Consider the following 23099-nt stretch of genomic DNA (forward strand, 5'->3'; position numbering starts at 1 on the left):
CACTTGTTAACCGTTACTATTCACTTCAAAGACATTGCGACGATTATCTGTAGCATAATTCCTACAAACAGCGTAAGTGCAAAAACTGGCCAGATGAGGGTTTTCAGAAGCTGACTCTCGTCTTTTCCTTTAAGTCCAACAAGAGCTGCTGCATTTGTGATCTTTGAAGGAGTGATTGCACTTGCTATTCCTCCAGCTACTGCGTGAGCTCCATAGACAGCCATAAATGCATGAGCTCCAATCGTTGACACAACTGCGCCATACTGGATCTTTGCAAATAGAACGTTTGATGCTGTTTCACTTCCACCGACAAAAGCTCCTAAAAGTCCTAAGAATGGAGCAACTATTGGGTAGAAACTTCCAAAGAGATCAGCAATTGTCCTGCCAATGATTAAATCCATGTTCATAGCCTTAAAGTTTGCACCTGGCATGAGTTTGCCGTTGACAATCTCCATTCCAGACCATGCCATTATGAAGGCAACTGCAAAGAAGAGAGAGTACGCGATAAACGGTCCCCAAACCCTCTTTATCCATACATTAAAAGCTCTTGAGAGTTGTTCGCCAGAAGGTTTTAGGATTGGCAGAGAAATAATAACAGCAACTAAAATCCAGAAATAGACGTGTGAAAGAATGTTCAGGTCTATCTTCTTGCCACCAACAATGTGAATAACCTCAGCAGAGCCAAGGAGATTGGCTAAGAACTTTTTCACAGGCGGGTAGTTTGTTACAAGGGAAAAAATAAAGAGAAGAAGCCATGGAGAGATGGCTTTTATGAATGCAGCGTCAATTTTTAGCTTTCCTTCGCCGTTCTTCCTGTAAAGGAAATATGAAACCAACATTGTGAAGAAACCAGAAATAATTCCTATAACCTCAACAGGAAGAATTCCGATAAAGGCCAAGAAGAGTGCGGTCAATGATAGAACAAGTCCTGCAACTGTAGCTCCAGCCCAGTGTTTCTTTAATGCTTCCCACTTTCCAACAAAGTAAAGCATCATGAATGCAAATCCAACGGAAACAACTGGCAGGAAGAGTGTAATGTGTCGAGTAAATGACCAGATGAAGTGTTCAACGTTTTCAATTCCTGGCGGTCTGATCCCAAAAGGTCCCCATGCAACGTGGGCGGGAAGTGTGATTGGAATAGAGAGAAGCGCAAAAGAGGTCAGAGGGTCGTAACAAAGAATTGAAATTGCAACAGCTGCAAGAGGTGTAAACCCAAGAGCAACAAAGACAGGAGGAAAGAGTGCTGGAGTTACAACCCCTAAGGAGGTTGCAAGAGAACCGAATCCCATTCCAATAAACAGAGTTTGCTGAATCTTATCCTTTGTTATGGATAGAATTGTTTTTACTATTTCATCGAGAGCTCCTGCCTCTTTCATTATGAATATCATGAGCATCGTAAATGCAACGGCAAATGTAATTGCAAAAGCCTTAACTATTCCGTAAATGCTTGCACCAATGACAACGACCATTGGTGTTTTGAAGTAAAGAAAGGCGACTAAAGCTGCTGTTATCCAACCGACAACGGACATAAAGACACCCGAACGGGAGAAGAAGAGCATACCCGCAAGAACGATCAGAATTGGAATGATTGCCATCAGGAAATCCATCCCATCCTCCCTATTCGTAGAATTTCACAGCCTCTACAAGGTTTTGACCGTTTTCCATCAGTACTTCTATTGCTCTGTCAAATTCTTCGTTTTTCACCTTGAAAAAGAGAATTGCCTTATTTGAAGTTCCTGCATAGGCATAAGTGTATTCAACGTCTATCTCGTTGTCTGCAAGTACCTTAACAACCCTGTAGAATCCTCCAGGTCTATCCTCAACCTCGACAGCAAAAACCTCTGTCTCGTTTGCGGCAAATCCTTTTGAAACAAGTATGGCTTTTGCTTTTTCAGGGTTGTCAACTACAAGTCTCAAGATTCCAAATTCTGAAGAGTCTGCAAGAAAAAGAGCTCTTATGTTTATGTCAGCATCAAGAAATGCTTTTGTAACGTCAACAAGCCTCCCCCGCCGGTTTTCAAGGAAAACCGAGATCTGCTTAACAGCATACTTTGTTCTCATTTTATCCCCCTACAGGTTTAGTTCTCTTCTGTCAATTATTCTCTTTGCTTTGCCCATGCTTCTTTCAAGGGTCTTCGGCTCAACAAGCTTTACTTTTGCATTTATGAATAGGTTGTTGAGGAGTTCCACCTCTAACTTCTTCTTAAGGTTTTCAAGAGTTCCAACTCCATCTGTTAGCATCCTTTCATCAACCTCAACCCAAACTTCGAGTTTGTCCAGGACTCCCTTTTTATCAACAACAATTACGTAGTTTGGTGTCACACCTTCAACTTTTGTTATCACATGCTCAACCTGAGATGGGAAGACGTTTACACCGTTAACAATTAGCATATCGTCTGCCCTTCCCTTTATGCCCTCTATCCAGACTAAGGTTCTTCCACACTTACAGGGTTCTCTATGGATAACTGTAATGTCCTTTGTTCTGTAGCGAATCATTGGAAGGGCCTGTTTGGTAAGTGTTGTAATTACGAGTTCTCCTTCCTCTCCCTCAGGGAGAACCTTTCCAGTTTCCGGGTCTATGACTTCCGGAATGAAGTGATCCTCGAACACATGAAGAGAACCATGTTCGCACGTTGCAGCAACTCCGGGACCGATTATCTCTGAAAGTCCATAAGCTTCAACGTATTGAATGCCCCAGCTTTCTGCTACTGCCTTTTTTAGTCCTGGAGATGCAGGTTCTGCACCGAAAAATCCTGCCCTAAGCTTAAAGTCTTTCTGAATGTCATATCCTTCTTCCTTAGCTACTTCTGAAAGATGAAGTGCAAATGACGGTGTACAGCAGAGGATTGTTGCTCCAAAATCTTTCATTAGCATCAACTGTCTCTTTGTAAATCCTCCACTTGCAGGAACAACTGAAGCTCCCAAAGCCTCTGCGCCGTAGTGGAATCCAAGTCCTCCTGTAAAAAGCCCATAACCATAAGCGTTGTGAACGACATCTTTTTCGTTTACATCTGCCATAAGGAATGTTCTGACCATTACTTCTGTCCATATCTTCAAATCGTGCTCTGTATAACCAACAACAGTTGGTTTTCCTGTTGTTCCGGATGAGGAGTGGATTCTGACAACCTGTTCAAGAGGAACTGCGAAAAGACCAAATGGGTAGTGCTCCCTTAAATCTTGTTTTGTTGTAAAGGGTAGCCGTTTCAGATCATCAAGACTCTTAATGTCAGAGGGTCTTACACCGGCCTCTTCAAATTTCTTTCTGTAGAAAGGAACCAAATGATAAACCCTTTCTACAGTTTCTTTAAGTCTTTTTAGCTGAAGTGCTTGGAGTTCCTCTTTGGGGATGTAATCCTTCTTTTTTAGGGTCATTCCCTACCTCCTAAATTTTTAAAGAAGTAGAAATATTTTATACAATAATTTAACATTTATTGAAGGAGTTGTGAGGGGAGATATGTTTCAGAGAAGACTTGAAACGCTGGACAGGGAGTTAATTGAAAAGATCCAGCTTGACAGGCTTAAAAAAACTTTAAGAAGGATAAAAGAGAAAAACAAAAAGTACTGGAAAAAGATAGGGAGCCCTGAGCCCGAAGATATAAAAAGCCTCGAAGACCTCAAGAAACTCCCTTTTCTGACGAAGGAAGATTTAAGACAGAACTATCCTTTTGGCCTTGCCTGTGGAGACCAGTGTGAGTTTATAAGGTTTCACATGTCCTCTGGAACTACAGGAACCCCCGTAGTTAACCCATACACCCCTGCCGATGTTGAGCAGTGGGGAGAAATAATGGCAAGGTGTCTCTCTGCTGCTGGTCTTACCTATAAAGATGTTCTTCAGATTACTCCATCTTTTGGACTTTTTAATGGCGGATTCGGTTTTCACTATGGAGCAGAGAAGATCGGCTGTTTTGTTGTTCCAATAGGCCCCGGAAGAACACTTCTTCAGTTGAAATTCCTGAAAGATTTTAAAACCACTGCTATTGTTGGAATAGCCTCCTATCCTCTAAGGCTTATTGAAGTTGCAAAGGAAGAAGGTTTTGATTTTAAAGAGACCAATTTGAGAATTGGTATTTTCGGTGCAGAGGTCTGGAGCGAGGAGATACGCCGATACATTGAAAGGGAGATGGGAATTGAGAGCTTTGACATTATAGGGATGACAGAGACTGGGGGAGTTGGACTCGGAATAGACTGTAAAGCCCATAACGGTATTCACGTTTGGGAAGACCACTACATTGTTGAGATAGTTGATCCTGAAACAGGAGAAGTTCTGCCAGATGGTGAAGAGGGAGAGCTGGTTGTTACGACTCTAACCCGTGAAGGATTGCCACTCATTAGGTATAGGACGAGGGATATAACAAAGGTTATTTCAAGAGAAAGATGCGATTGCGGAAGAACCCATTTGAGACTCGCAAGAATAAAAGGAAGAACTGATGATATGCTGAAAGTCAAAGGTGTCTGTTTCTACCCGAGGCAGATAGAAGAGGTGATAATGAAGTATCCGGAAGTTCTACCCAACTATCAAATAATAATTGGTAAAGTTGAAGGGAAAGATGTGGTTGAAGTTGTTATTGAAGCAGACAGACAGGATCAGTATCTAAAAGAGAGAATAGAAGAGGAGATTTACAGTCTTTTAGGACTTCATATTGAAGTAACTCTTAAAAGGAGAGGAGAGATACCCAGAAGCGAAGGAAAAGCTGTAAGAGTTAAGAAGTTCACTTAGGAGGAGGGCTATGAGAAGAGCACTACTGCTTGGAACTGTCTTTGTTCTTTCATCAAGTCTACCTTCCTTAGCTGCAAGCGACTATGAAGTTCAGCAGTTAAGGGAAATGATTGAACAGATGAGGAGTGAGCTCCAGCAAGTCAAGGAAGAGAACAGGAAACTAAGAGAGGAAATCCGATCCATCAAAGGTAGAGCAACTTCTTTTAAAACTGCCGGAGCTCCATCTTTTAAAAGTAAGTCTGGAAAGAGTGTAGATTTCTACGGTTACTTCAAGATTGACGCAGCTTACTCAGATTCAAAGGCTGTGGGTAAAGACTTTATACTGTGGGCTTTACCAGAAACAACAAATTCAAACGACGATGATTTTAACCTGACCTTCAAACACAGTAGATTTGGTTTTGATATTAAAACCAAGGAAAGTGATTACGATATTCTTGGAAAAATTGAGCTTGATTTTTACAGAACAGAAACCAATGATATAGAAAATACAGACCCGAACAAACAGGTTGTTAGAGTTAGAAGAGCATTTGTTGAATTAAAGAAAGATTCCTGGTCTGTTTTAGCCGGTCTTGAATGGATGCTTCTCACTCAACTTTATCCCCATCTTTCAAACTTCCCGTCTGGAGCCTTTATGGGAAATATAGGATATAGAATTCCGCAGATCAGATTAACTAAGTGGATCGAAACAGAATCAGGAAAAATTACGCTGCAAGCAGCTATTGATAGGGAATTTGGACAGACAACTACTCCTTGGTACGATACAGGATCAGATTCTGGCTTGCCAGATTTCCAGGGAAGGGTTGTGTATGATACAAGCGTAAATGACGCTAAGATTCATTTTGGGCTGATAGGGCACGTAGGAAAAGAGCAGATTGATCTTGCAGATGGAGGAGATAAGAATTTAGATACTTATTCCTATGGATTTGAATATAAACTGGGATACGGACGATTTGAACTTTCAGGAAAAATCTGGAAAGGAAGGAATCTTGATGGCTGGTATACAGGAGGCGTAGCTCAGGGAGTTCTTTACGTTTATGATGATGGATACTTTGATACTAAATACGTAACAGTAGATCCTAATAATGGAAGCAAAATTAAAGTTGCAAATGCTAAAGAAATAGATGCTCAGGGTGGTTGGATAGAATTAACTACAAGAATTTCTCCTAAACTTATCTGGAGAATTGGAGCGGGTATTGATGACCCTGATAATGATGACCTCAAGTATAACGGTCAGTATGTAGAAGGTGCTCGTTTAAAGAATACCATGTACTATACAAATGCTTTTTATAAGCTAACTCCTTCCATTGGTTTGATGGGAGAGTATTTAAGAGTAAAAACAGACTATTCAACTACCGACGGCACAGTCAACCGTTACCAGGGAAGCATTCTCTACTTCTTCTAATCTGATCATCCTGAATCCCCCCTGTAAAACTTTCCTCCTTTCTGGAGGCAGGGGGGGATTTTTATTATTGATATTCTGTCATAAATTTGTTTTATTTTTCTTTGCCAGTCGTTACCTGTTACTCGTTACTTAATTACTTTGTCTTCTCGGGGCGGTTTATGAAATTAATTTTTCTCGAGGAAGTGGATTCAACAAACGAATATCTTAAGCGTGTGGAATTTTGCCACGGTCTTTGCGTAGTTGCAGAAAAACAAACAGGCGGAAAGGGAAGAAGGGGGAAAAAATGGATTTCTGAAAAAGGAAAAGGACTTTATGTTTCTTTTATGTTTTCTCCTATAAGCTATCAAATAGCTTCTCTTTCAAGTCTTGCTTTTGGAGTAGCAGTTTTAAATGTTTTAAAGACTTTAGACAAAAGGTTTTATTTAAAGTGGCCTAATGATATCTACATAAACGGAAAGAAAATTTCTGGAATTTTACCTGAGCTCCTTTCAGATCGCCTTATAATCGGTATCGGTATAAATCTTAACTATACAAGAGATGAACTTTCTTCTCTTGAAGTTCCTGCAACTTCTTTATTTGCTGAAAAAATTCCATTTGATAAACATAGTATCTTAGATAAGTTAATCCTCGAAGTAGAAAATTACTACGAGCTTTTAAAAAAGAAAGCTTTCAACGTAAAGGAATTTGAGAAAAACTGTCCCTTAATAGGAAAAGAAGTTTCCGTAATCGAAGAACACAAACAATTTAATGGAATAGCTCTGGGAATAGATACTAATGGTTGCCTTGTGGTTGAAGTGGAGGGAAAAATAAGAAGGTTATTTTCAGGAAATGTAAGCATTAGACTGTAAAAGAGAAAATCGTATAATACATCTTGCTTTAATTTAAGAGGCTGTAGGAGAGAGGAATGAAAAGCTTAAAGTACAGAATAGCTCTTGTTTTGTTAGTTCTCTTAGGCTCAATCTACGTTATGTTTACAAAACCTGTAACTCTTGGTCTTGATCTTCAAGGTGGAACTCATCTTGTTCTTCAGATAGATGTAAAAAAAGCAATAGAAGATGAAGTTTCTACTGCCTTAAGAGAAATAAAAAACAAGTTTGAGAAGGAAAACATACCACTTCTATCTGCAAAAAGAGAAGAAAAGAAAATAGAGCTCGTTCTTTTAGAAAAGAGCTCTGTTCAAAAAGCAGTAGAACTTGTTAAAGAAGACTACGGAAATATGTTTGATGTAAAAGTAGAAGGTGAAAAGCTAATTCTTACCCTTAAACCTTCTTACATTTCTAAGGAAATAGACAGACTTGCAGAACAAGCTCTTGAAACAATAAGAAATAGAATTGATGAGCTTGGAGTTGCAGAACCTGTAATAGTTAGAAACGGCAAGGATAGAATAATTGTAGAGCTCCCAGGTATAAAAGATCCAGAGAGAGCTAAAAAAGTTATAGGAAAAGTTGCAAAGCTTGAATTTAAAGAAGTTGTTGATACGGCACAGACACCAGATGAGCTTATAACAAAGCTTGGAGGAACTATTCCTTCAGGAGAAACAGTTTCTGTAGTACCTTCTCCTTCGGGTGCTAAGTTTTACCTTTTAAAGGATGGGAAGAAAGAGGAATTAAAAGTTAATTCCTTAGAGGAACTCGTTAAAAAGTTTGGAGGACATGTTCCTGAGGATAACCAAATCTTAGTCCAAGAAATTAAAGATAAAAGCGAAAGAGTTATTGGATATCAGTTTTTTATCTTAAAGAAAGAACCAATTCTTACAGGTGCCTACCTCAAAGATGCCTACCCAAGTACTGATGAATATGGAATGCCTGCAGTAAGTTTTGAGTTAAATTCAGAAGGAGCAAGAATTTTTAAAGACTACACTTCAAAACACATAGGTGTAAGACTTGCTATTGTTCTTGATAACAAAGTTCAATCCGCTCCTGTAATAAGATCAGCAATTGGTGGGAGAGGACAGATAACTGGGCAGTTTTCATATCAGGAAGCAAAAGACCTTTCCATTGTCCTAAGAGCTGGAGCTCTTCCTGCTCCTGTTAAGATAATTGAAGAAACGACAGTCGGACCTTCTCTTGGTAAAGAATCCATAGAAAAAGGTATAAAAGCAGGAGTTGCAGGTCTTATTATTGTCATGCTTTTTATGGTTGCTTATTACAAACTTTCGGGAGCTATTGCAGATTTAGCGCTTCTTATGAATGTAGCTGTTCTTTGGGCAGCTCTTGCTCTTCTTGGAGCTACACTTACACTTCCGGGAATAGCAGGGTTTATCCTTACAATTGGTATGGCAGTTGATGCTAACGTCATTATCTTCGAGAGGATAAGAGAAGAATTAAGAAAGGGACGAAACCTTTACTCTGCAGTAGAAGCTGGGTTTTCAAGAGCGTGGGGAACAATTATTGACGCAAACGTAACTACTCTTGTTGCTGCTATTGTTCTATTTCAGTTTGGAACAGGGCCTATTAAGGGATTTGCAGTTACCCTGTCTCTAGGTATCCTTTCAAGTATGTTTACAGCTGTATTTGTAACAAAAGTTCTTCTTGACGTAATTGTTAAGTACAAATCACGAATATTTAGCATTTAAGGAGTAGTCGATGGAAAGAAAATTTGATTTTATAGGTAAAAGATATATTGCTTACTTTTTGTCTTTTCTTCTTATAGCAGGTTCTTGGTTTTACGGAGCTTTTATAAAAGGTGCAAAATTCGGAATAGACTTTACAGGTGGAGCTCTTGTTCAGGTTAAGATAGAAGACAAGAATGTTAACACAGAAACTTTAAGACAGTTATTTAAGGGAAAAGTTGAGGGAGTAACTGTTCAAAACATAGAAACTGCAAATGAATTCCTTATAAAAGCACCCGTAAAAGGAGATCCAAATAAAACTGTGGAGAGTGTGACAAAGACTATAAAAGAAAAGTTTAATGGAAAGGCAGAAATTAGAAGAGTTGAGATGATAGGTCCTACAGTCGGAAAAGAACTAAGGGAAAAGGGAATAATGGCTCTTATCTATGCAATGATTGGCATTCTTCTTTACGTTGCATGGAGATTTGAAGCGATATTTGCCTTTGGAGCCGTTTTGGCTCTCTTTCACGATACTCTTGCAACTACAGGAATTTTTATGGCTGTTGGCAGAGAATTTAGCCTTCCCGTTATAGCTGCTCTTTTAACGGTTATTGGTTACTCAATAAACGACACAATAGTTGTTTACGATAGAATAAGAGAAAATATGAAAGTCTTACTTCGCAGTAAACCTTTTGAAGAAATTGTAAATGAAAGTATTAACCAAACTCTTTCTAGAACAATAATTACCTCACTAACAACTTTTTTTGTAGTTCTCTGCCTATACATATTTGGTGGAGGAGTAATAAACGATTTTGCATTTGTCCTTTTAGTGGGAATTATTGTTGGAACTTACTCTTCTATCTTCATAGCAAGTGCTATTGTAGTTGATTGGTACAAGCGTGTTAAAAAGGTAAAATGAGAATAAAGATAATTCATCGTTACATTTTTTTAGAAATTCTCAGAGTTTTTATCTTAACTTTGGGGCTTTTTATTTTTGTTATCTTGATGGATAGAGCTTCTTCAATTGCGGAAACAGTTTTTGGACAGGGAGTTTCCATATTAAATTTTCTCTCTGTTTTAGTAAAGGGGATACCTGCTTTCTTAGGTATGACAATACCTATGGCCTTTATTCTTTCCGTTTTAATTGTTTTTATTCAATTAGGGAACAATAACGAACTTGTAGCCTTAAAATCGTGTGGTGTAAGCACAAAAGAACTATCAAAACCAGTAATTTTCTTAGGAGTTGCCTTTTCTATTCTTTCCTTTTATTCACTTATGTTTTTGATGCCTAAAAGTAATGTTGCTATGAAAAAGGAAATTGAAGAATTGGTAAAGAAAAAGATTACAATGAGCATATCGCCCAAAAACTTTAGTTCTAACTTTCCCGGAGTTACTTTTTACGTAGAAAAACTCTATCCTGAAAAAGGATATCTTGAAAACTTCATGGTATCGCTTGTAAAAAAAGATGAACTCATAACAATTTTTGCAAAGAAAGGAATGTTAAGAACAGAAAAGGATACAGTATTTCTTGACATTCAAGATGGCACTGGAGAGTTTATTAACTGGAAAAAGCCTGAAAACTTTAAAGTTCTAAATTTCAAAAACTACACAGTAAAACTCTATAGATTTACAAAAAGAGAAAAATTTGAATCAATCAGATATAAGACACTTCCAGAACTCATTTCCTCAAACAGAATTGAGGCAAAAGTAGAGCTCTTTAAAAGGCTTGGTCTTTCTTTAGCACCTCTTATAGTTGGAATATTAGCTTTTTCTCTTGCATTAATAATTCCACGAAGTTCAATAGGGATCGGAATTCTTTTAAGTCTTTTAATAATTGTCGTTTACTACATACTTTATACTCTAACAAAGAAAATTGCTCTTAATACAGGAATTGTTCTTTTACCTCTTTTAACAGATTTATTCTTTTTTGTCCTAGGAGGTTTTCTCTACATTCAGGCTTTGAAAGAGAAAATAGAGTTAAGAGTTGGTGGTAGATGGTAAAGAGACTGGATAGATACGTTTTTATAGAAACCTTGAGATATTTTGTCCTTACACTTCTTACATTCATGGTTCTTTTTATTGTTATAGATTTTGTCAGCAAAATGGACACTTTTTTAAAGTCTGGAATTGCAGATGGATTTCTTTATGTTATCTACCGTCTTCCTCTTTATACTGTTAGAGTAATACCCATTGCTACCTTAATTGCAACTATGGTTACTCTTTCTAACTTTTCATTTTCTAATGAACTTACAGTTGTAAAAGCTTTAGGAATTAGTGTGTATAGATTTTCATTTCCTATTATTTTTCTTGCTTTCTTGGCTTCTATCCTTTCTTTCCTAATAGGAGAACTGGTCGTACCAAAATCAATTTCTCTTTCCAAAAGTATTTATTACAAGGTAAAGGAAAATAAAAATTTTCACGTTTCTGGAAAATCTATCTGGTTTAAAAAAGATGAAAAAACTTTTGTCTTTATGGAGTATGTAAACCCAGCAAAATCTGAAGCTAAGAGAATTTCCATTTTTTTCCTTGGAAAAGAATTTTCTCCTACTAAAAGAATAGATGCTCTCTATGGAATTAACATCAAAGATGATATCTGGAAACTTAAAAATTGTTTTGAAAGGAAATTAAAAGAGCTTAAAACAACGAAAATTTCTGAAAAAGAAATCAATCTTGGAATTGGAAAGAAAGATTTAATATTTACACAAATTGAAACTGAAACGATGAGCTCTTTCTTACTTTACAAAGTTATAAAGCAGCTTAAAAGAGCTGGATATGATACTACTGGCTATTTAGTAGATTTATACTCAAAACTTGCAATTTCTTTGCTTCCACTGGTTGTCGCAGTTATAGGAATTCCTTTAGGAGTTTTTAATCCTCGTAACAAAAAAGGTTATACCCTTGTTATAGCTGCAGCTCTTATAGTTTTCATGTGGATAACGATATCTTTCTTTTCAAGTCTTGGAAAAAGCGGGGTACTCCCTCCTTTTTATTCCGCCTTTGCACCTGAGGTTATGTTCTTATCAATTGGTTTACTTCTTCTTGCGAGGATGGATACTTGAAGTTTGATTTTAAGAAAGCAAAAAGAGCTCAAGAGATATTAAAGAAAAAACTATCTCTTAAACCTTTAGGAAAGGTAAAACTTATTGCTGGTTGTGATCTTACCTTCTTGAATCCCTATAAAACTCCTACACTTGGAATAGGAGCTTTTGTGGTTCTTTCGTATCCTTCCTTAGAAGTTATCGAATATGCTTATGAAATATTAGAGATTAAAGTGCCTTATATTCCTAGTTTTTTAGCCTTTAGAGAAATTCCTCTTCTTATCAAAACTTTTAGGAAACTAAAGAATAAACCAGATATTGTTATTGTTGATGGGCATGGAATAGCTCATCCAAGAAAACTTGGAATAGCAGCTCATTTTGGAATAGTTGAAAAAGTTCCTACTATCGGCTGTGCTAAAAAGCCTCTTTATGGAAATTTTAAAGAGCCGTGCGAAAAGAAAGGATGCTATGAAGAAATTTATGACCCTAAAACAAAAGAAATTTTAGGATACGTTTTAAGGACTAAGAATAATGTAAAACCAATCTATATTTCGCCAGGAAATCTTATAACTCTTACAGATACTCTTTCTTTTATGCAAACTCTTAAAGGGAAGTACAGAATTCCTGAACCTACAAGATTGGCTCACAATTACCTGCAAACCTTGAGAAAAGGTTATAATTCCCAATAAATTCAAGAAAGGAGGAAAAAATGGCTGTAGAAAGAACACTTGTTATCGTGAAGCCAGATGCTGTTAAGAAAAATGCTGTTGGAGATATCGTTAGGATACTTCAAGAAAACGACCTAAAACTTCTTGCAATAAAGATGGTTCACCTTTCAAAAGAACAGGCCAAGAAGTTTTACATTGTCCATAAGGATAGACCTTTTTATGACGAACTAACAGATTTTATGTCCTCTGGACCATGTGTACCTATGGTTTTTGAAGGCGAAAATGCTATTGCAAGAGTAAGAGAAATTATTGGAGCTACAGATCCAGCAAAAGCTGCTGAAGGAACAATTAGAAAGAAATATGGAACAGACGTTGGAAGAAACGCTGTTCACGCTTCTGACTCTCCTGAATCTGCAGCTTATGAAATTCCATTTTTCTTTAGTGCTCTTGAAATTAACGAGTAAGGGGGAATTTTATTCCCCCTACTTAAATCCTATGGGGAGATTAAATGGACGACAGTTTCAGTATTTTGGAGCTGGATAAAAAGGAACTTTGTTCTTTAGCAGAGGAAAGAGGTCAAGAAATAGAAATTGCTCACTACGTTTTTGATGATCTTCTCGATTCGCAGGAAAAATTAATATGTAAAAGATTTGAAGCTGATGAAGATTTCAGTATCTTTTCCTATTTCCTTCAAAAAGAATCTCGATCCATCTTTCCAAAAAAGGAAGAGAAATCTTTGGGATGTTACATAGCATATAAAAATGGAGTGGTTTATACTTTTGAAGATTTCAACTTTAAAATCCAATCCTTAGAAGAATTTACGTTACTGGTGGAAGCTGTAGAAATTGCTACAGGAAATACTTTTTTCTTCGAGCTGTGTAACTTATGCGAGCTTCCTGAAAGACTATCTTCTGAACATATAGTTCATTTAAGTCTTTACTCAAAAGAAGTAAGAAAATTAGAGCCTCTTATCCATTTTGACCAAATTGCTGACGAACATAAGGAAATACTTAAATTAGCAGTTAAAAATAATGATAAAGCTATAGAAAAATTGGAAAGAGACTTAGGAGAAAGAGAAACTCAAAGGTTAATAGATGAATTTAAATCTAAGCCAGAAGAAATATTTGATACTTACATATTTTCCAGGTCTAACAACTACTCAGTTGTTGGAGTTGTAACATTTTTTAAAAAAGTAACGTTTGAATCTCGAGAACTTTTTTCTATTAATATTATTGCAGAAGATATGGAGTTAAACGTTTTGACTCCTGTCTACCTTGATTTAACCGATGGTGATAGGATATTTGTTAATGGTAAGATGTTTGGAATTGTAAATATCTAATCTAATTAAGGAGGAATTCCCTTGAAAATAGGAAGGTTTAAAAGTAATGAAAAATCATTTTTCGGTTTAATAAAGGGAAAAGAAATAGTACCTATAAAGGAAACTAAGGTTTCAGAATTAATGGATTCTATAACTCCTACAGAAGATGTTCTTTCATTTTCGGAAGTAAAATTTCTTTCTCCTACAAGACCATCAAAAATTGTTGCTGTAGGATTAAACTATAAAGCTCATGCTGAAGAGATGGGTAAACCTCTTCCTGAGGAACCTCTTCTCTTTATGAAACCTTCTACTGCTGTTATTGCAAATAAGATGAAGATATTCCTTCCTGAAATGTCTCAACGAGTTGATTATGAAGGAGAATTGGCCGTTATAATTGGAAGAAAGTGTAGAAAAGTTACTCCCAAAGATGTACCTAACTACATTCTTGGATATTCTTGCTTTAACGATGTTACAGCAAGGGATCTTCAACAAAAAGATGTTCAATATACAAGAGCAAAATCTTTTGATACTTTTGCACCTTATGGTCCTTGGATTGCAACTTCTGTTGATCCATTAAACCTCAAAATAACAACAAGAATTAACGGAGAAATAAAACAACAAGGTCAAACTTCGGACATGATTTTTTCACCTTTTGAGCTTGTTTCTTTTATCTCACAAGTTATGACTCTTTTACCAGGAGATGTTGTTATTACAGGAACTCCACCTGGTATAGGACCTTTAAAAGAAGGAGATAAAGTAGAAGTTGAGATTGAAGGAATAGGTACTCTCATCAACTACGTTGCTAAGGAGAGAAGATGAAGGAGCTTATAAAGGAGAAAGTAAGATCTGCTATAAAAGAAATATACAACAAGGAGCTTTCTTATCTTGTTGATAAAGCAAGCTTTGAAAAACCTAAAAAAAGAGAGTACGGAGACCTTGCAACAAATATTTCTTTTCTCCTTGCAAAAGAATTAAAACAAAAGCCATTTTCTATTGCTAATGAACTTCTTAAGAGCTTAGAATCAATGCCTGAATTTGAAAAGGTAGAAGTTGCAGGTGGTGGTTTTATTAACTTTTTCTTTAGTCAACGTTTTTACACCGATATTTTAAAGAAGGTTTTACACGAAGAATTTTATATTTCTGAGATTGGAAAAGGAGAAAGAGTACTTCTTGAATATGTTTCTGCTAATCCTACTGGTCCTCTTCATGTTGGACATGGAAGAGGTGCAGTGGTAGGAGATGTTCTTTATCGAGTGATGAGACTTACAGGTTATAAACCTGAACGAGAATTTTATATAAACGATGCAGGAAGACAAATAAAACTTCTTGGAGTCTCAATATACGCTCGTATGAAAGAACTTTCAGGAGAAAACTATCCTTTTCCCGAAGATGGATATAAGGGAGAATACATTATTGAGGTTGCAAAAGAGCTCTTGGCGGAAAGACCGGAAATAATCTCTTTACCCGAGGAAGAAGCTATAGAAATAGCGGCAGAGTTTGGAAAAGAGCGACTTCTTGAGGAAATTAGGAAAGATCTAAAAGATTTAAGGGTTAAATTTGACTACTGGTTTAGCGAAAAAAGCCTTTATGAGAAGGGAGAAGTTGAAAGAATTTTAAAAATTTTAGAAGAAAAAGATCTTCTTTACGAAAAAGATGGAGCTCTTTGGCTGAAAACTACTATTTTTGGAGATGATAAAGATAGAGTGGTAAAACGTTCAAATGGAGAATATACATACTTTGCTTCAGATATTGCTTATCATTATAATAAAATAGAAAGGAATTTTGATAAAGCTATTAATGTTTGGGGAGCAGATCATCACGGTTACATTCCAAGAGTAAAAGCAGCAATTCAAGCACTTGGGAAAAATCCAGATTGGCTTGAAGTGATTCTCATCCAGCTTGTGAAACTGTTTAAGAATGGTGAAGAAGTGAAAATGTCAAAGAGGGCAGGAAACTTTGTAACTCTCAGATGGCTTATGGATGAAGTTGGAGTTGATGCTGTTAGATTTTTCTTCCTTTTGAAAAGGCATGATACTCCTCTTGATTTTGACATAGATCTTGCACTTTCTTCAAAGAGTGAAAACCCTGTTTACTATGTTCAATATGCTCATGCAAGACTCTGCAGTATTTTAGATAAAGCAAAAGAAAAAGGATTTGTTCCTTCTGAAGAAAACTTAGAACTGTTATCTTCTGAAGAAGAAAGAGAACTTATAGCAGGTTGCTATAATCTAAAATATGAGCTTGAGCTGGTAGCAGAGAAAAGAGAACCACATAGGCTTACCTACTATCTTATAGACCTTGCATCAAAACTCCATCGATTTTACAACAAACATAGAGTAATTATGGAGGAAGATCCTAAACTTTCGACTGCAAGACTTTCTTTGATAAAAGCTGTTAGAAGAACAATTAATCTTGGACTTGATATTCTTAACGTAACTGCACCAAGGAGGATGTAATGGAAGGGGATAGGAGGATTCAGTTCATTTTAATGGGTACCGCTGTTGCTATATTTGTCTTTTCTTATTCTCTAGGTTACTTTATAGGAAAAGAAGCTGGTTTTGAAGAAGCTAAACAGAAATTTGACATTGAAAAGCAAAAACTTCTTAAAACAATAGCTGCTTTAAGTCCTGTTTCTCAGCCGAGAGTTGAGAATAAAGTTGTAGTAGTGGATAATACAAAAGAAAAGACAGAACATAGTGTTGCTGAAGAAAAGGTAAAAAAGGAAATTTCTCAAGAAAAAAAGAAAATAGTTGAGGAGAAGAAAAAGGAGTTAGCTTCTACGTCTACTAAGCAAGAAAAGAAATCTACAGTAAAACTAAAATCAAAAGAAACAACTCGAGAGATTAAGGAAAAAGGCTACTATTTGCAAGTTGGAGTTTTCAAGAACAAAACTAATGCTATTAAATTAGCTTCTCAACTAAAAGAAAAAGGATTTAATTCAAAAACTCTTTTTTATGATAAGTATACAGTAGTTACTGTTGGCTATTTTGATTCTAAAGAAAAGGCTTTGTCAGTACAAAAGTTGTTAAAAAACATTGGGTATAAATCTATTCTTAAGAGGAGGAAATAATTTGATAGATACTCATGCCCATCTTCACTTTCCCCAATTTGACGAAGATAGAGAAGAAATAATAAGAGAATGTGAAAATAAGCTAGATGCAGTTATTACTGTTGGTGGTGATTTAGAAGATAGTAAAAAAGCCGTAGAGCTTGCTATGTCAAGCAGAAAAATCTATGCTTCAGTCGGAATACATCCTCATGAAGCTAAAAACTATTCCGAAAAAGATTACGATAGGATAGTGGAAATTAGTAAGAGCTCTCCCAAAGTAGTTGCTCTTGGAGAGATGGGGCTTGATTTTTATAGAAACCTATCTTCGAAAGAAAAGCAATATGAAATCTTTGAAATGCAAATTGAAGCTGCAAGAGAGCTTAATCTACCAGTTATTATTCACTCAAGAAATGCAGGAAAGGAAACGGCAAGTTTTATAAGAACTAAATTTAAAGGAATTAAAGGTGTACTTCACTGTTTTAGTGGAGATAAAGAACTACTTAAAGCTGCTTTAGACGAAGGTCTTTATATTTCTTATGCTGGAATTGTCACCTATCCAAAAAACAGCGAACTGAGAGAAACATTAAAATATGTTCCGAGCTCAAGGCTACTTATAGAAACCGATTCTCCTTACCTTGCGCCTCAGCCAGTAAGAGGAAAAAGAAACAAACCAGCTTATGTTGCCTATGTTGCAATGACTATTGCCAAAGAATTAGGATTAAGCTTTTTAGATATCGACAGAATGACCTCTTTAAATGCTAAAAGGCTTTTTGGTCTTTCTCTTACAGAAGAAGAAAAAAAAGAAAGACTTGCTTATACTGTAGGAAACAAGCTTTATGTTAACTTAACTTCTAAATGCCCATGTAGCTGTAAGTTTTGTTTTAGAGGAAAAGAAGATTTCATTCTTGGATATAACCTAAACTTAAGAAGAGAACCAATTCCTGAAGAGTACATGTATAGGATTAAAAATCCCGGAATATACGATGAGATAGTTTTTTGTGGTTATGGGGAACCTTTTGAAAGATTTGATGTCTTGAAAAAGGTCGCAGAGTGGATAAGAAAAATGGGAGGAAAGCATCTCAGAGTAGATACCTGTGGACTTGGATATCTTATAACAGGAAGAGAAAATATTCTTGACGAACTTAAAGGGCTTATTGATACTTTTAACGTTAGTGTTAATGCTTCAGCTCCTGAAGAATACTATGAAATAGTTAGACCAAAATTTGGAAGCGGAAGTTGGGAATCTCTTTTAAAATTTATAAAAGATGCAAAGAGAAAAGGTTTTAAAGTTATTATTTCTGCAGTAAATTACCCAGGCTTTAATGAGAAAGCTTTTATAGATTTGGCAAATAGACTACAAGTTGACTTTAAAATCAGAAATTTTAAGAGGTTTGGAAAATGGGAAGAGTAGCTCGTTTTGCAGTTTCAATTGATGAAAAACTTTTAGAAAAGTTTGACCAATACATTGAAAAAAAGGGATATGTTAGTCGTTCAGAAGCAGTTAGGGACTTAATTAGAAACGCTTTAATAGAGGAATCTATAGGGGAAGACAGGGAAGTTTTTGGTACTATAACCATAGTTTATGATCACCATCAGAAAGAGCTTGCGGAAAAGATAACAGACATAGAACACGGTTACTTAAAAAACATAATTTCTACAATGCATATTCATATTGACCATAATCACTGTCTTGAAACAATTGCGGTAAGAGGCAAGGCAAGTGTAATCAAGGAATTAGCAGATAAGATTATCACCCTCAAAGGCGTAAAGCATGGAAAGTTAGTTGTTACCGGTATAGAACCTTGAACTCTTTTTCCTACAGTCTATATTGGACTAGCGGAAATCAATTAAAGGAGGTTTACTGTGGCTGGACATTCCAAATGGGCAAATATTAGACATAGAAAAGCTGCACAAGATGCAAAGCGTGGAAAAATTTACACAAAATTAGCAAGAGAAATAACTGTTGCAGCAAGAGAAGGAGGAGGAGATCCAGAAACCAATCCAAGATTAAGAGCTGCTATTGAGCGAGCAAGAAAATTTAATATGCCTAAGGAAAACATTGAAAGGGCAATAAAAAGAGGAACAGGAGAAATTGCAGGAGAGGCTTACGAGGAAGTTACATATGAAGGTTATGGTCCAGGTGGTGTTGCAATTATTGTAAAGTGTCTTACCGATAATAGAAACAGAACTGCTGCAGAAGTAAGACATGCTTTTTCAAAGCATGGTGGAAATTTAGGAACTTCCGGTTGTGTTTCATGGATGTTCGAAAGAAAGGGAATAATTACAATTCCAGCAGAAAACTATGATGAAGATACAGTTATGATGGCTGTAATAGAAGCAGGTGCAGATGATGTAGTGAAGGAAGAAAGTTATTTTGTTGTTTATACTCAAGCTCAGGATTTAGAGGATGTAAGAAAGGCTATTCTTGATGCAGGTCTTGAGATTGAAGAATCAAAATTAGACTTAATTCCTCAAAATACAACAAGAGTAGAAGGAGAAACAGCTCTTAAAGTTCTCAAGCTTCTTGAAGCACTTGAAGACTTAGATGATGTTCAAGAAGTCTACTCGAACTTTGACATGCCTGAAGAGGTTATGAGTAATGCGTAAATCATTTTTTGCTATAGCTTCTGCTTTGATTTTATCAGGAGCTCCAGCTGTTTTTGGAGCTCCTGATAACTCAATAGTATCTACAGTTTACAGTGAAGCTGCAATTCTTCTAGGTAGTAGTACTTCTCAAAAAAGCAAACTTCCAAATACAAAACTTTCTATTCCATGGGATAAGCCTTCCTTTCAGTTTTGGCTTTCTTACTACAAGAACAACTGGAACAGGATGAAACTCTTTTCTTTGCTTGATAACTTTAAAGTTTTTTATCCAACTGTAAAACGAATTTTCAAAGAAGAAGGTATTCCAGAAGACCTTGTTTTCCTTGCTGTAGTGGAAAGTAACGGAAATCCTTCAGCTGTTTCAAAAGCAGGTGCAGCGGGTCTTTGGCAGTTAATGCCAGCTACCGCAAAGCTTTATGGTCTTAAGGTAAACAGATACATAGACGAAAGATTTGATATAGAAAAGTCTACACATGCAGCTGCTAAGTATTTGAAATATCTTCATTCCCTTTTTGGTAGATGGGATCTTGCAATAGCAGCCTATAATGCCGGTCCTGGAACAATCTTTAAAAGATTAAAATTAGTTGGAGCGGAACACTTTTGGGATTTAACTAAGCTTCCTGATGAAACTTTAAACTATGTTCCAAAATTCTATGCAATTCTTTCTATTATTAAAGAAAAAAGTTTTTTTGAAAACAAAAAAAACTCAGCTGCTCTTTTAAAAATAAAAGTTCTATCTAAGACCTCTCTTTATCGAATATCTAAAAAACTAAAAGTCCCTTACTACATCACAAAGAGATTTAATAGTCAATATAGAAGAAGAATAGTTCCGGCAGGCCATTACGTGTACATACCATCTAAGTTTGTGAAAAGGACAAATTTACTTAAGTACATATCTTCTTCAAAGATTTATGTCTATATACCTAAGAAAAGAGAAAAAATTGTTTCTATTGCAAGACGATTTGGAGCAGATGCTAAGCTGATAAAAGAAATTAATAGATTGAAAAGAACTGTTGTTTACAGAGGACAGACAATTTTAATAGTTAAAACAGACTACAAAAAGGAAGCAGTAGAAAATGGGAATAGTTAAGGAAACAGATACAGTAGTTCTTTACGATTCTGAAAAAGATAAGAAGTATTTTCTTAATCTCTCACTTGCAAAAGGGAAGTTTAATACTGATAAAGGAGAGATAAATATTCAGGATCTCATTGGAAAAAAGTATGGTTCAGTAATAGAAACTCATAAAGGTTTTAAATACGTAATTCTTCCCTGTACTCTTTATGATTTCATTATGTATAAGCTTAACAGACTAACGCAAATAATTTATCCCAAGGATTCAGCTTATATAGCTCTCAGATTAAATGTAAAACCTGGTGATTTAGTGGTGGAGAGCGGTATAGGAAGTGGAGCAATGACAGCTGTTTTCGCTCATATTGTTGGGGATTCTGGAAAAGTGGTAAGTTATGAAAGAAGAGAAGAATTTATAAAGAATGCTCTTTCTAATCTTCGTAAATTAGGTCTTGATCACAGAGTAAAGGTTAAGCATAGGGATATTGCAGAAGGTTTTGATGAAACTGAGGCTGACGCAGTTTTTTTAGATGTAAGAGAACCTTGGCTTTACATAGATAAGGCATACAAAGCACTTAAAACAGGAAATATGCTTGGTATTCTTGTTCCTACAGTTAATCAGGTAATTGAAGTTTTAAAGAAAATAGAAAAGTTTCCTTTTATAGATGTAGAAGTATCAGAAATACTTCTTAGGAAGTATAAAACAGTTCCAGAAAGGTTAAGACCCGAAGATAGAATGCCAGCTCATACAGCTTATCTTATATTTGCTAGAAAATTACCCGGTATCGTAGAGGTATAGTTGAAATGAGTGTTTTAGAGCTCTTACAAAAATCAGGAATTATAGGCTATTTTCTTTTGTTTCTTTCAGTTATTTCGGTAGCTATTATTATAGAGAAGTTTATTGTTCTTCGTCTTTCAAAACTTGTACCTAAAGAGGACTTAAGATTAATAGTTGATTTTCTAAGTGAAGGAAATATTGGAGATGCTGTAGAGTTTTGTAAGAAAAGAAAAAGTTTCTTAACTTCCATAGTTCTTGATGCTTTAAAAAATATTGGAAAACCTACAAAAGAAAACTTTCTCAACGCGTTTGAAGTAACAGCAAAAAGGAAGTTTATGGAAATAGAAAGAGGTATGCCTCTCCTTGCAACAATAGCCGCAGTTTCACCTCTTTTAGGACTTGTTGGAACGGTTCTTGGAATGATTAAAATATTTGGAGTCCTGACTGCTGGAAGTACAGCTATTGGCAATCCTCAAGAGCTCTCAGCAGGAATTGCAGAAGCTCTCCTTACTACAGTTTTTGGCTTATTAGTTGCCATTCCAGCACTTTTTATGTACAACCTATTCCAAAGAAAACTTGATAAGATAGCAGCTGAAGTTGAGTCTGCAGGAGTCTTAATAGCTAATAATTTTAAAGGTCTTAAGTGAGATTAAACAGGTTGAGACATGAAGAAAGTTCAAGTTTTAGGAAGCTTACTTTTACTGTTTACTCTATTTGGATTTGTAGTTCATAATGATTCGGAAGAAAAAGGAAAAATCGAAAGGAAAGAAACTTCCTTTGAATTTAAAGAAACTGAGATTAAATCATCCTATGAAAAATTAAATAAGCTTTTAAGAGATTTTTCTTATCAATATTACCTTTTTAAAAAAGCTAAGTTAGAAAAAGGAAAATATGTTTACCATGATAAAGACTTAACTATAATTTTTACTGTTGATCCTCAATTTCAAGAAATACTTGAAAAGAAATTTAAATACTTTAAGATTAAGTACGGAGCATATGTTGCGCTTGATGCCTTAACTGGAAAGGTTCTTGCAACAGTTTCAAGTCTTGATTATCCAGATCTTACAATAAAAAGAACTTTTCCCACAGCTTCAACATTTAAAATTATAACCGCTGCAACAGCGATAGAAACAGGTATTGCTGACCTCAATACTTCTTTTATTTGTGGTGGACACGATGACTCTTGTTCTCCATCTGTTTGGCTTAACAGTAAATACAGGGTAAAAAGGAATATGAAGGATTCGTTTGCATTCTCTTCAAATCCATTTTTTGGAAATCTTGGTAGACTCATCGGAGAAGAAAATCTCTTAAAATTTGCTGAAAAGTTCGGATTCAATAGAAAGGACTACGGGTTTCCATGGGGAATTATGAGAAAACCTCTTGATGGTTACGATTTAGCTTTAATGGCAGCAGGTCTTGGCGAGACAAGAACAAGTCCTTTTCATGAAGCTTTAATAGCTCTCACTATAGAAAATCAAGGAATTATGTTAAAACCCTCGTTAATAGAAAAAGTTTATGATTCAGATGGTAAGTTGTTGTTCTCTTTCAAAAAAGAGAAACTGGCAAAGGTTGTATCTCTATCAACAGCAAATAAAATAAAAACCATGATGCTTATGACTGTAAAGTATGGAACTGTCTCTGATAGAAAATATTTTAGGAAACTTAAATGGCAGTATCCAAACTTAGTAATTGGCGGAAAGAGTGGAACTCTTTCGGAGCTGACATACCCCGAAGGTAGGTGCGAGTGGTTTACTGGTTTTATGGAATATGGAGGTAAAAAAATAGCATTTTCTTCACTTGCAGTTAACGGAAGTAAATATTACCTATCGGGATATGAGTTAGCGGCAGTAGCATCTATGGATTTTGTTAAACTTAACTCTACTTTTGCTAAAAATTAACGGAGGT

The 23099-nt window shown here is 35.8% G+C and carries 23 protein-coding genes; 20 read left to right on the plus strand and 3 right to left on the minus strand.

Annotated elements, in window-relative coordinates; all coding sequences use genetic code 11:
* Positions 1-20 precede the first annotated feature (20 nt).
* From DESTER_RS05525 to DESTER_RS05535, 3 genes are read right to left on the minus strand one after another with little or no spacing between them, the layout of a single operon-like run.
* Positions 21-1607, minus strand: a complete 1587-nt coding sequence (locus DESTER_RS05525) for an L-lactate permease (RefSeq protein ID WP_013638667.1) — start codon at positions 1605-1607, stop codon at positions 21-23.
* Positions 1608-1617: 10 nt separating this feature from the next.
* Positions 1618-2061 (minus strand): amino acid-binding protein, encoded by a 444-nt coding sequence (locus DESTER_RS05530; protein ID WP_013638668.1) that lies wholly within the window; start codon positions 2059-2061, stop codon positions 1618-1620.
* Between the two features lie 9 nt (positions 2062-2070).
* Positions 2071-3372, minus strand: a complete 1302-nt coding sequence (locus DESTER_RS05535) for a phenylacetate--CoA ligase family protein (RefSeq protein ID WP_013638669.1) — start codon at positions 3370-3372, stop codon at positions 2071-2073.
* An 82-nt stretch (positions 3373-3454) separates the two neighbouring features.
* Here DESTER_RS05535 and DESTER_RS05540 point away from each other — a divergent pair, with 82 nt between their 5' ends.
* The 20 genes from DESTER_RS05540 to DESTER_RS05635 all read left to right on the plus strand — a co-directional run bounded on the left by DESTER_RS05540 (position 3455) and on the right by DESTER_RS05635 (position 23092).
* A complete protein-coding gene (locus tag DESTER_RS05540; RefSeq protein WP_013638670.1) occupies positions 3455-4717 on the plus strand; it encodes a phenylacetate--CoA ligase family protein in 1263 nt (420 codons plus the stop codon).
* A gap of 10 nt (positions 4718-4727) precedes the next feature.
* Positions 4728-6119, plus strand: a complete 1392-nt coding sequence (locus tag DESTER_RS05545) for a DcaP family trimeric outer membrane transporter (protein ID WP_013638671.1) — start codon at positions 4728-4730, stop codon at positions 6117-6119.
* A gap of 158 nt (positions 6120-6277) precedes the next feature.
* A complete protein-coding gene (locus DESTER_RS05550) occupies positions 6278-6967 on the plus strand; it encodes a biotin--[acetyl-CoA-carboxylase] ligase (RefSeq protein ID WP_148223777.1) in 690 nt (229 codons plus the stop codon).
* A gap of 56 nt (positions 6968-7023) precedes the next feature.
* The gene (gene secD / locus DESTER_RS05555; protein WP_013638673.1) at positions 7024-8694 is read left to right on the plus strand and encodes a protein translocase subunit SecD; all 1671 of its coding nucleotides are present in this window, start codon (positions 7024-7026) and stop codon (positions 8692-8694) included.
* Positions 8695-8704: 10 nt separating this feature from the next.
* Positions 8705-9589 (plus strand): protein translocase subunit SecF, encoded by an 885-nt coding sequence (gene secF, locus DESTER_RS05560; protein ID WP_013638674.1) that lies wholly within the window; start codon positions 8705-8707, stop codon positions 9587-9589.
* Complete coding sequence (locus DESTER_RS05565; RefSeq protein ID WP_013638675.1) at positions 9586-10671, plus strand: LptF/LptG family permease; 1086 nt, start codon at positions 9586-9588, stop codon at positions 10669-10671. Before secF ends, DESTER_RS05565 begins: the two co-directional genes overlap by 4 nt.
* Entirely contained in the window at positions 10665-11729 is a 1065-nt protein-coding gene (locus tag DESTER_RS05570) for an LptF/LptG family permease (RefSeq protein WP_013638676.1), read from the plus strand. Before DESTER_RS05565 ends, DESTER_RS05570 begins: the two co-directional genes overlap by 7 nt.
* Positions 11726-12397, plus strand: a complete 672-nt coding sequence (locus DESTER_RS05575) for an endonuclease V (RefSeq protein WP_013638677.1) — start codon at positions 11726-11728, stop codon at positions 12395-12397. Before DESTER_RS05570 ends, DESTER_RS05575 begins: the two co-directional genes overlap by 4 nt.
* A gap of 20 nt (positions 12398-12417) precedes the next feature.
* Entirely contained in the window at positions 12418-12840 is a 423-nt protein-coding gene (gene ndk, locus DESTER_RS05580; RefSeq protein WP_013638678.1) for a nucleoside-diphosphate kinase, read from the plus strand.
* A 44-nt stretch (positions 12841-12884) separates the two neighbouring features.
* The gene (locus tag DESTER_RS05585; RefSeq protein ID WP_013638679.1) at positions 12885-13715 is read left to right on the plus strand and encodes a hypothetical protein; all 831 of its coding nucleotides are present in this window, start codon (positions 12885-12887) and stop codon (positions 13713-13715) included.
* 21 nt (positions 13716-13736) lie between these two features.
* The gene (locus DESTER_RS05590; RefSeq protein ID WP_013638680.1) at positions 13737-14513 is read left to right on the plus strand and encodes a fumarylacetoacetate hydrolase family protein; all 777 of its coding nucleotides are present in this window, start codon (positions 13737-13739) and stop codon (positions 14511-14513) included.
* A complete protein-coding gene (argS, locus tag DESTER_RS05595; protein ID WP_013638681.1) occupies positions 14510-16150 on the plus strand; it encodes an arginine--tRNA ligase in 1641 nt (546 codons plus the stop codon). Before DESTER_RS05590 ends, argS begins: the two co-directional genes overlap by 4 nt.
* Positions 16150-16764, plus strand: a complete 615-nt coding sequence (locus DESTER_RS05600) for an SPOR domain-containing protein (RefSeq protein ID WP_013638682.1) — start codon at positions 16150-16152, stop codon at positions 16762-16764. Before argS ends, DESTER_RS05600 begins: the two co-directional genes overlap by 1 nt.
* A 1-nt stretch (position 16765) precedes the next feature.
* On the plus strand, positions 16766-18154 hold the full coding sequence (locus DESTER_RS05605) for a YchF/TatD family DNA exonuclease (protein ID WP_013638683.1): 1389 nt from the start codon (positions 16766-16768) through the stop codon (positions 18152-18154).
* Positions 18142-18549 (plus strand): nickel-responsive transcriptional regulator NikR, encoded by a 408-nt coding sequence (gene nikR / locus DESTER_RS05610; RefSeq protein WP_013638684.1) that lies wholly within the window; start codon positions 18142-18144, stop codon positions 18547-18549. Before DESTER_RS05605 ends, nikR begins: the two co-directional genes overlap by 13 nt.
* A 57-nt stretch (positions 18550-18606) precedes the next feature.
* A complete protein-coding gene (locus DESTER_RS05615; protein WP_013638685.1) occupies positions 18607-19350 on the plus strand; it encodes a YebC/PmpR family DNA-binding transcriptional regulator in 744 nt (247 codons plus the stop codon).
* On the plus strand, positions 19343-20437 hold the full coding sequence (locus DESTER_RS05620) for a lytic transglycosylase domain-containing protein (RefSeq protein ID WP_013638686.1): 1095 nt from the start codon (positions 19343-19345) through the stop codon (positions 20435-20437). The genes DESTER_RS05615 and DESTER_RS05620 overlap by 8 nt, the downstream gene beginning before the upstream one ends.
* Entirely contained in the window at positions 20424-21215 is a 792-nt protein-coding gene (locus tag DESTER_RS05625) for a tRNA (adenine-N1)-methyltransferase (protein ID WP_013638687.1), read from the plus strand. Before DESTER_RS05620 ends, DESTER_RS05625 begins: the two co-directional genes overlap by 14 nt.
* A gap of 5 nt (positions 21216-21220) precedes the next feature.
* Positions 21221-21841, plus strand: coding sequence for a MotA/TolQ/ExbB proton channel family protein (locus DESTER_RS05630; RefSeq protein ID WP_013638688.1), 621 nt, complete (start codon positions 21221-21223; stop codon positions 21839-21841).
* A gap of 18 nt (positions 21842-21859) precedes the next feature.
* Positions 21860-23092, plus strand: a complete 1233-nt coding sequence (locus DESTER_RS05635; RefSeq protein ID WP_013638689.1) for a penicillin-binding transpeptidase domain-containing protein — start codon at positions 21860-21862, stop codon at positions 23090-23092.
* The last annotated feature ends 7 nt before the right edge of the window (positions 23093-23099 follow it).

Origin of the sequence: Desulfurobacterium thermolithotrophum DSM 11699, from assembly GCF_000191045.1 — a bacterium.
Classification (GTDB): Bacteria; Aquificota; Aquificia; order Desulfurobacteriales; family Desulfurobacteriaceae; genus Desulfurobacterium; species Desulfurobacterium thermolithotrophum.

Excerpts from the sequence above, each read along its gene's own strand:
- DESTER_RS05525 (WP_013638667.1), bottom strand. The coding sequence starts at position 1,607 with ATGGATTTCCTGATGGCAATCATTCCAATTCTGATCGTTCTTGCGGGT.
- nikR (WP_013638684.1), top strand. The coding sequence starts at position 18,142 with ATGGGAAGAGTAGCTCGTTTTGCAGTTTCAATTGATGAAAAACTTTTA.
- DESTER_RS05545 (WP_013638671.1), top strand. The coding sequence starts at position 4,728 with ATGAGAAGAGCACTACTGCTTGGAACTGTCTTTGTTCTTTCATCAAGT.
- DESTER_RS05625 (WP_013638687.1), top strand. The coding sequence starts at position 20,424 with ATGGGAATAGTTAAGGAAACAGATACAGTAGTTCTTTACGATTCTGAA.
- DESTER_RS05565 (WP_013638675.1), top strand. The coding sequence starts at position 9,586 with ATGAGAATAAAGATAATTCATCGTTACATTTTTTTAGAAATTCTCAGA.
- argS (WP_013638681.1), top strand. The coding sequence starts at position 14,510 with ATGAAGGAGCTTATAAAGGAGAAAGTAAGATCTGCTATAAAAGAAATA.
- DESTER_RS05530 (WP_013638668.1), bottom strand. The coding sequence starts at position 2,061 with ATGAGAACAAAGTATGCTGTTAAGCAGATCTCGGTTTTCCTTGAAAAC.
- DESTER_RS05630 (WP_013638688.1), top strand. The coding sequence starts at position 21,221 with ATGAGTGTTTTAGAGCTCTTACAAAAATCAGGAATTATAGGCTATTTT.
- DESTER_RS05540 (WP_013638670.1), top strand. The coding sequence starts at position 3,455 with ATGTTTCAGAGAAGACTTGAAACGCTGGACAGGGAGTTAATTGAAAAG.
- DESTER_RS05620 (WP_013638686.1), top strand. The coding sequence starts at position 19,343 with ATGCGTAAATCATTTTTTGCTATAGCTTCTGCTTTGATTTTATCAGGA.
- secD (WP_013638673.1), top strand. The coding sequence starts at position 7,024 with ATGAAAAGCTTAAAGTACAGAATAGCTCTTGTTTTGTTAGTTCTCTTA.
- DESTER_RS05635 (WP_013638689.1), top strand. The coding sequence starts at position 21,860 with ATGAAGAAAGTTCAAGTTTTAGGAAGCTTACTTTTACTGTTTACTCTA.
- DESTER_RS05550 (WP_148223777.1), top strand. The coding sequence starts at position 6,278 with ATGAAATTAATTTTTCTCGAGGAAGTGGATTCAACAAACGAATATCTT.
- DESTER_RS05570 (WP_013638676.1), top strand. The coding sequence starts at position 10,665 with ATGGTAAAGAGACTGGATAGATACGTTTTTATAGAAACCTTGAGATAT.
- DESTER_RS05585 (WP_013638679.1), top strand. The coding sequence starts at position 12,885 with ATGGACGACAGTTTCAGTATTTTGGAGCTGGATAAAAAGGAACTTTGT.
- secF (WP_013638674.1), top strand. The coding sequence starts at position 8,705 with ATGGAAAGAAAATTTGATTTTATAGGTAAAAGATATATTGCTTACTTT.
- DESTER_RS05535 (WP_013638669.1), bottom strand. The coding sequence starts at position 3,372 with ATGACCCTAAAAAAGAAGGATTACATCCCCAAAGAGGAACTCCAAGCA.
- DESTER_RS05600 (WP_013638682.1), top strand. The coding sequence starts at position 16,150 with ATGGAAGGGGATAGGAGGATTCAGTTCATTTTAATGGGTACCGCTGTT.
- ndk (WP_013638678.1), top strand. The coding sequence starts at position 12,418 with ATGGCTGTAGAAAGAACACTTGTTATCGTGAAGCCAGATGCTGTTAAG.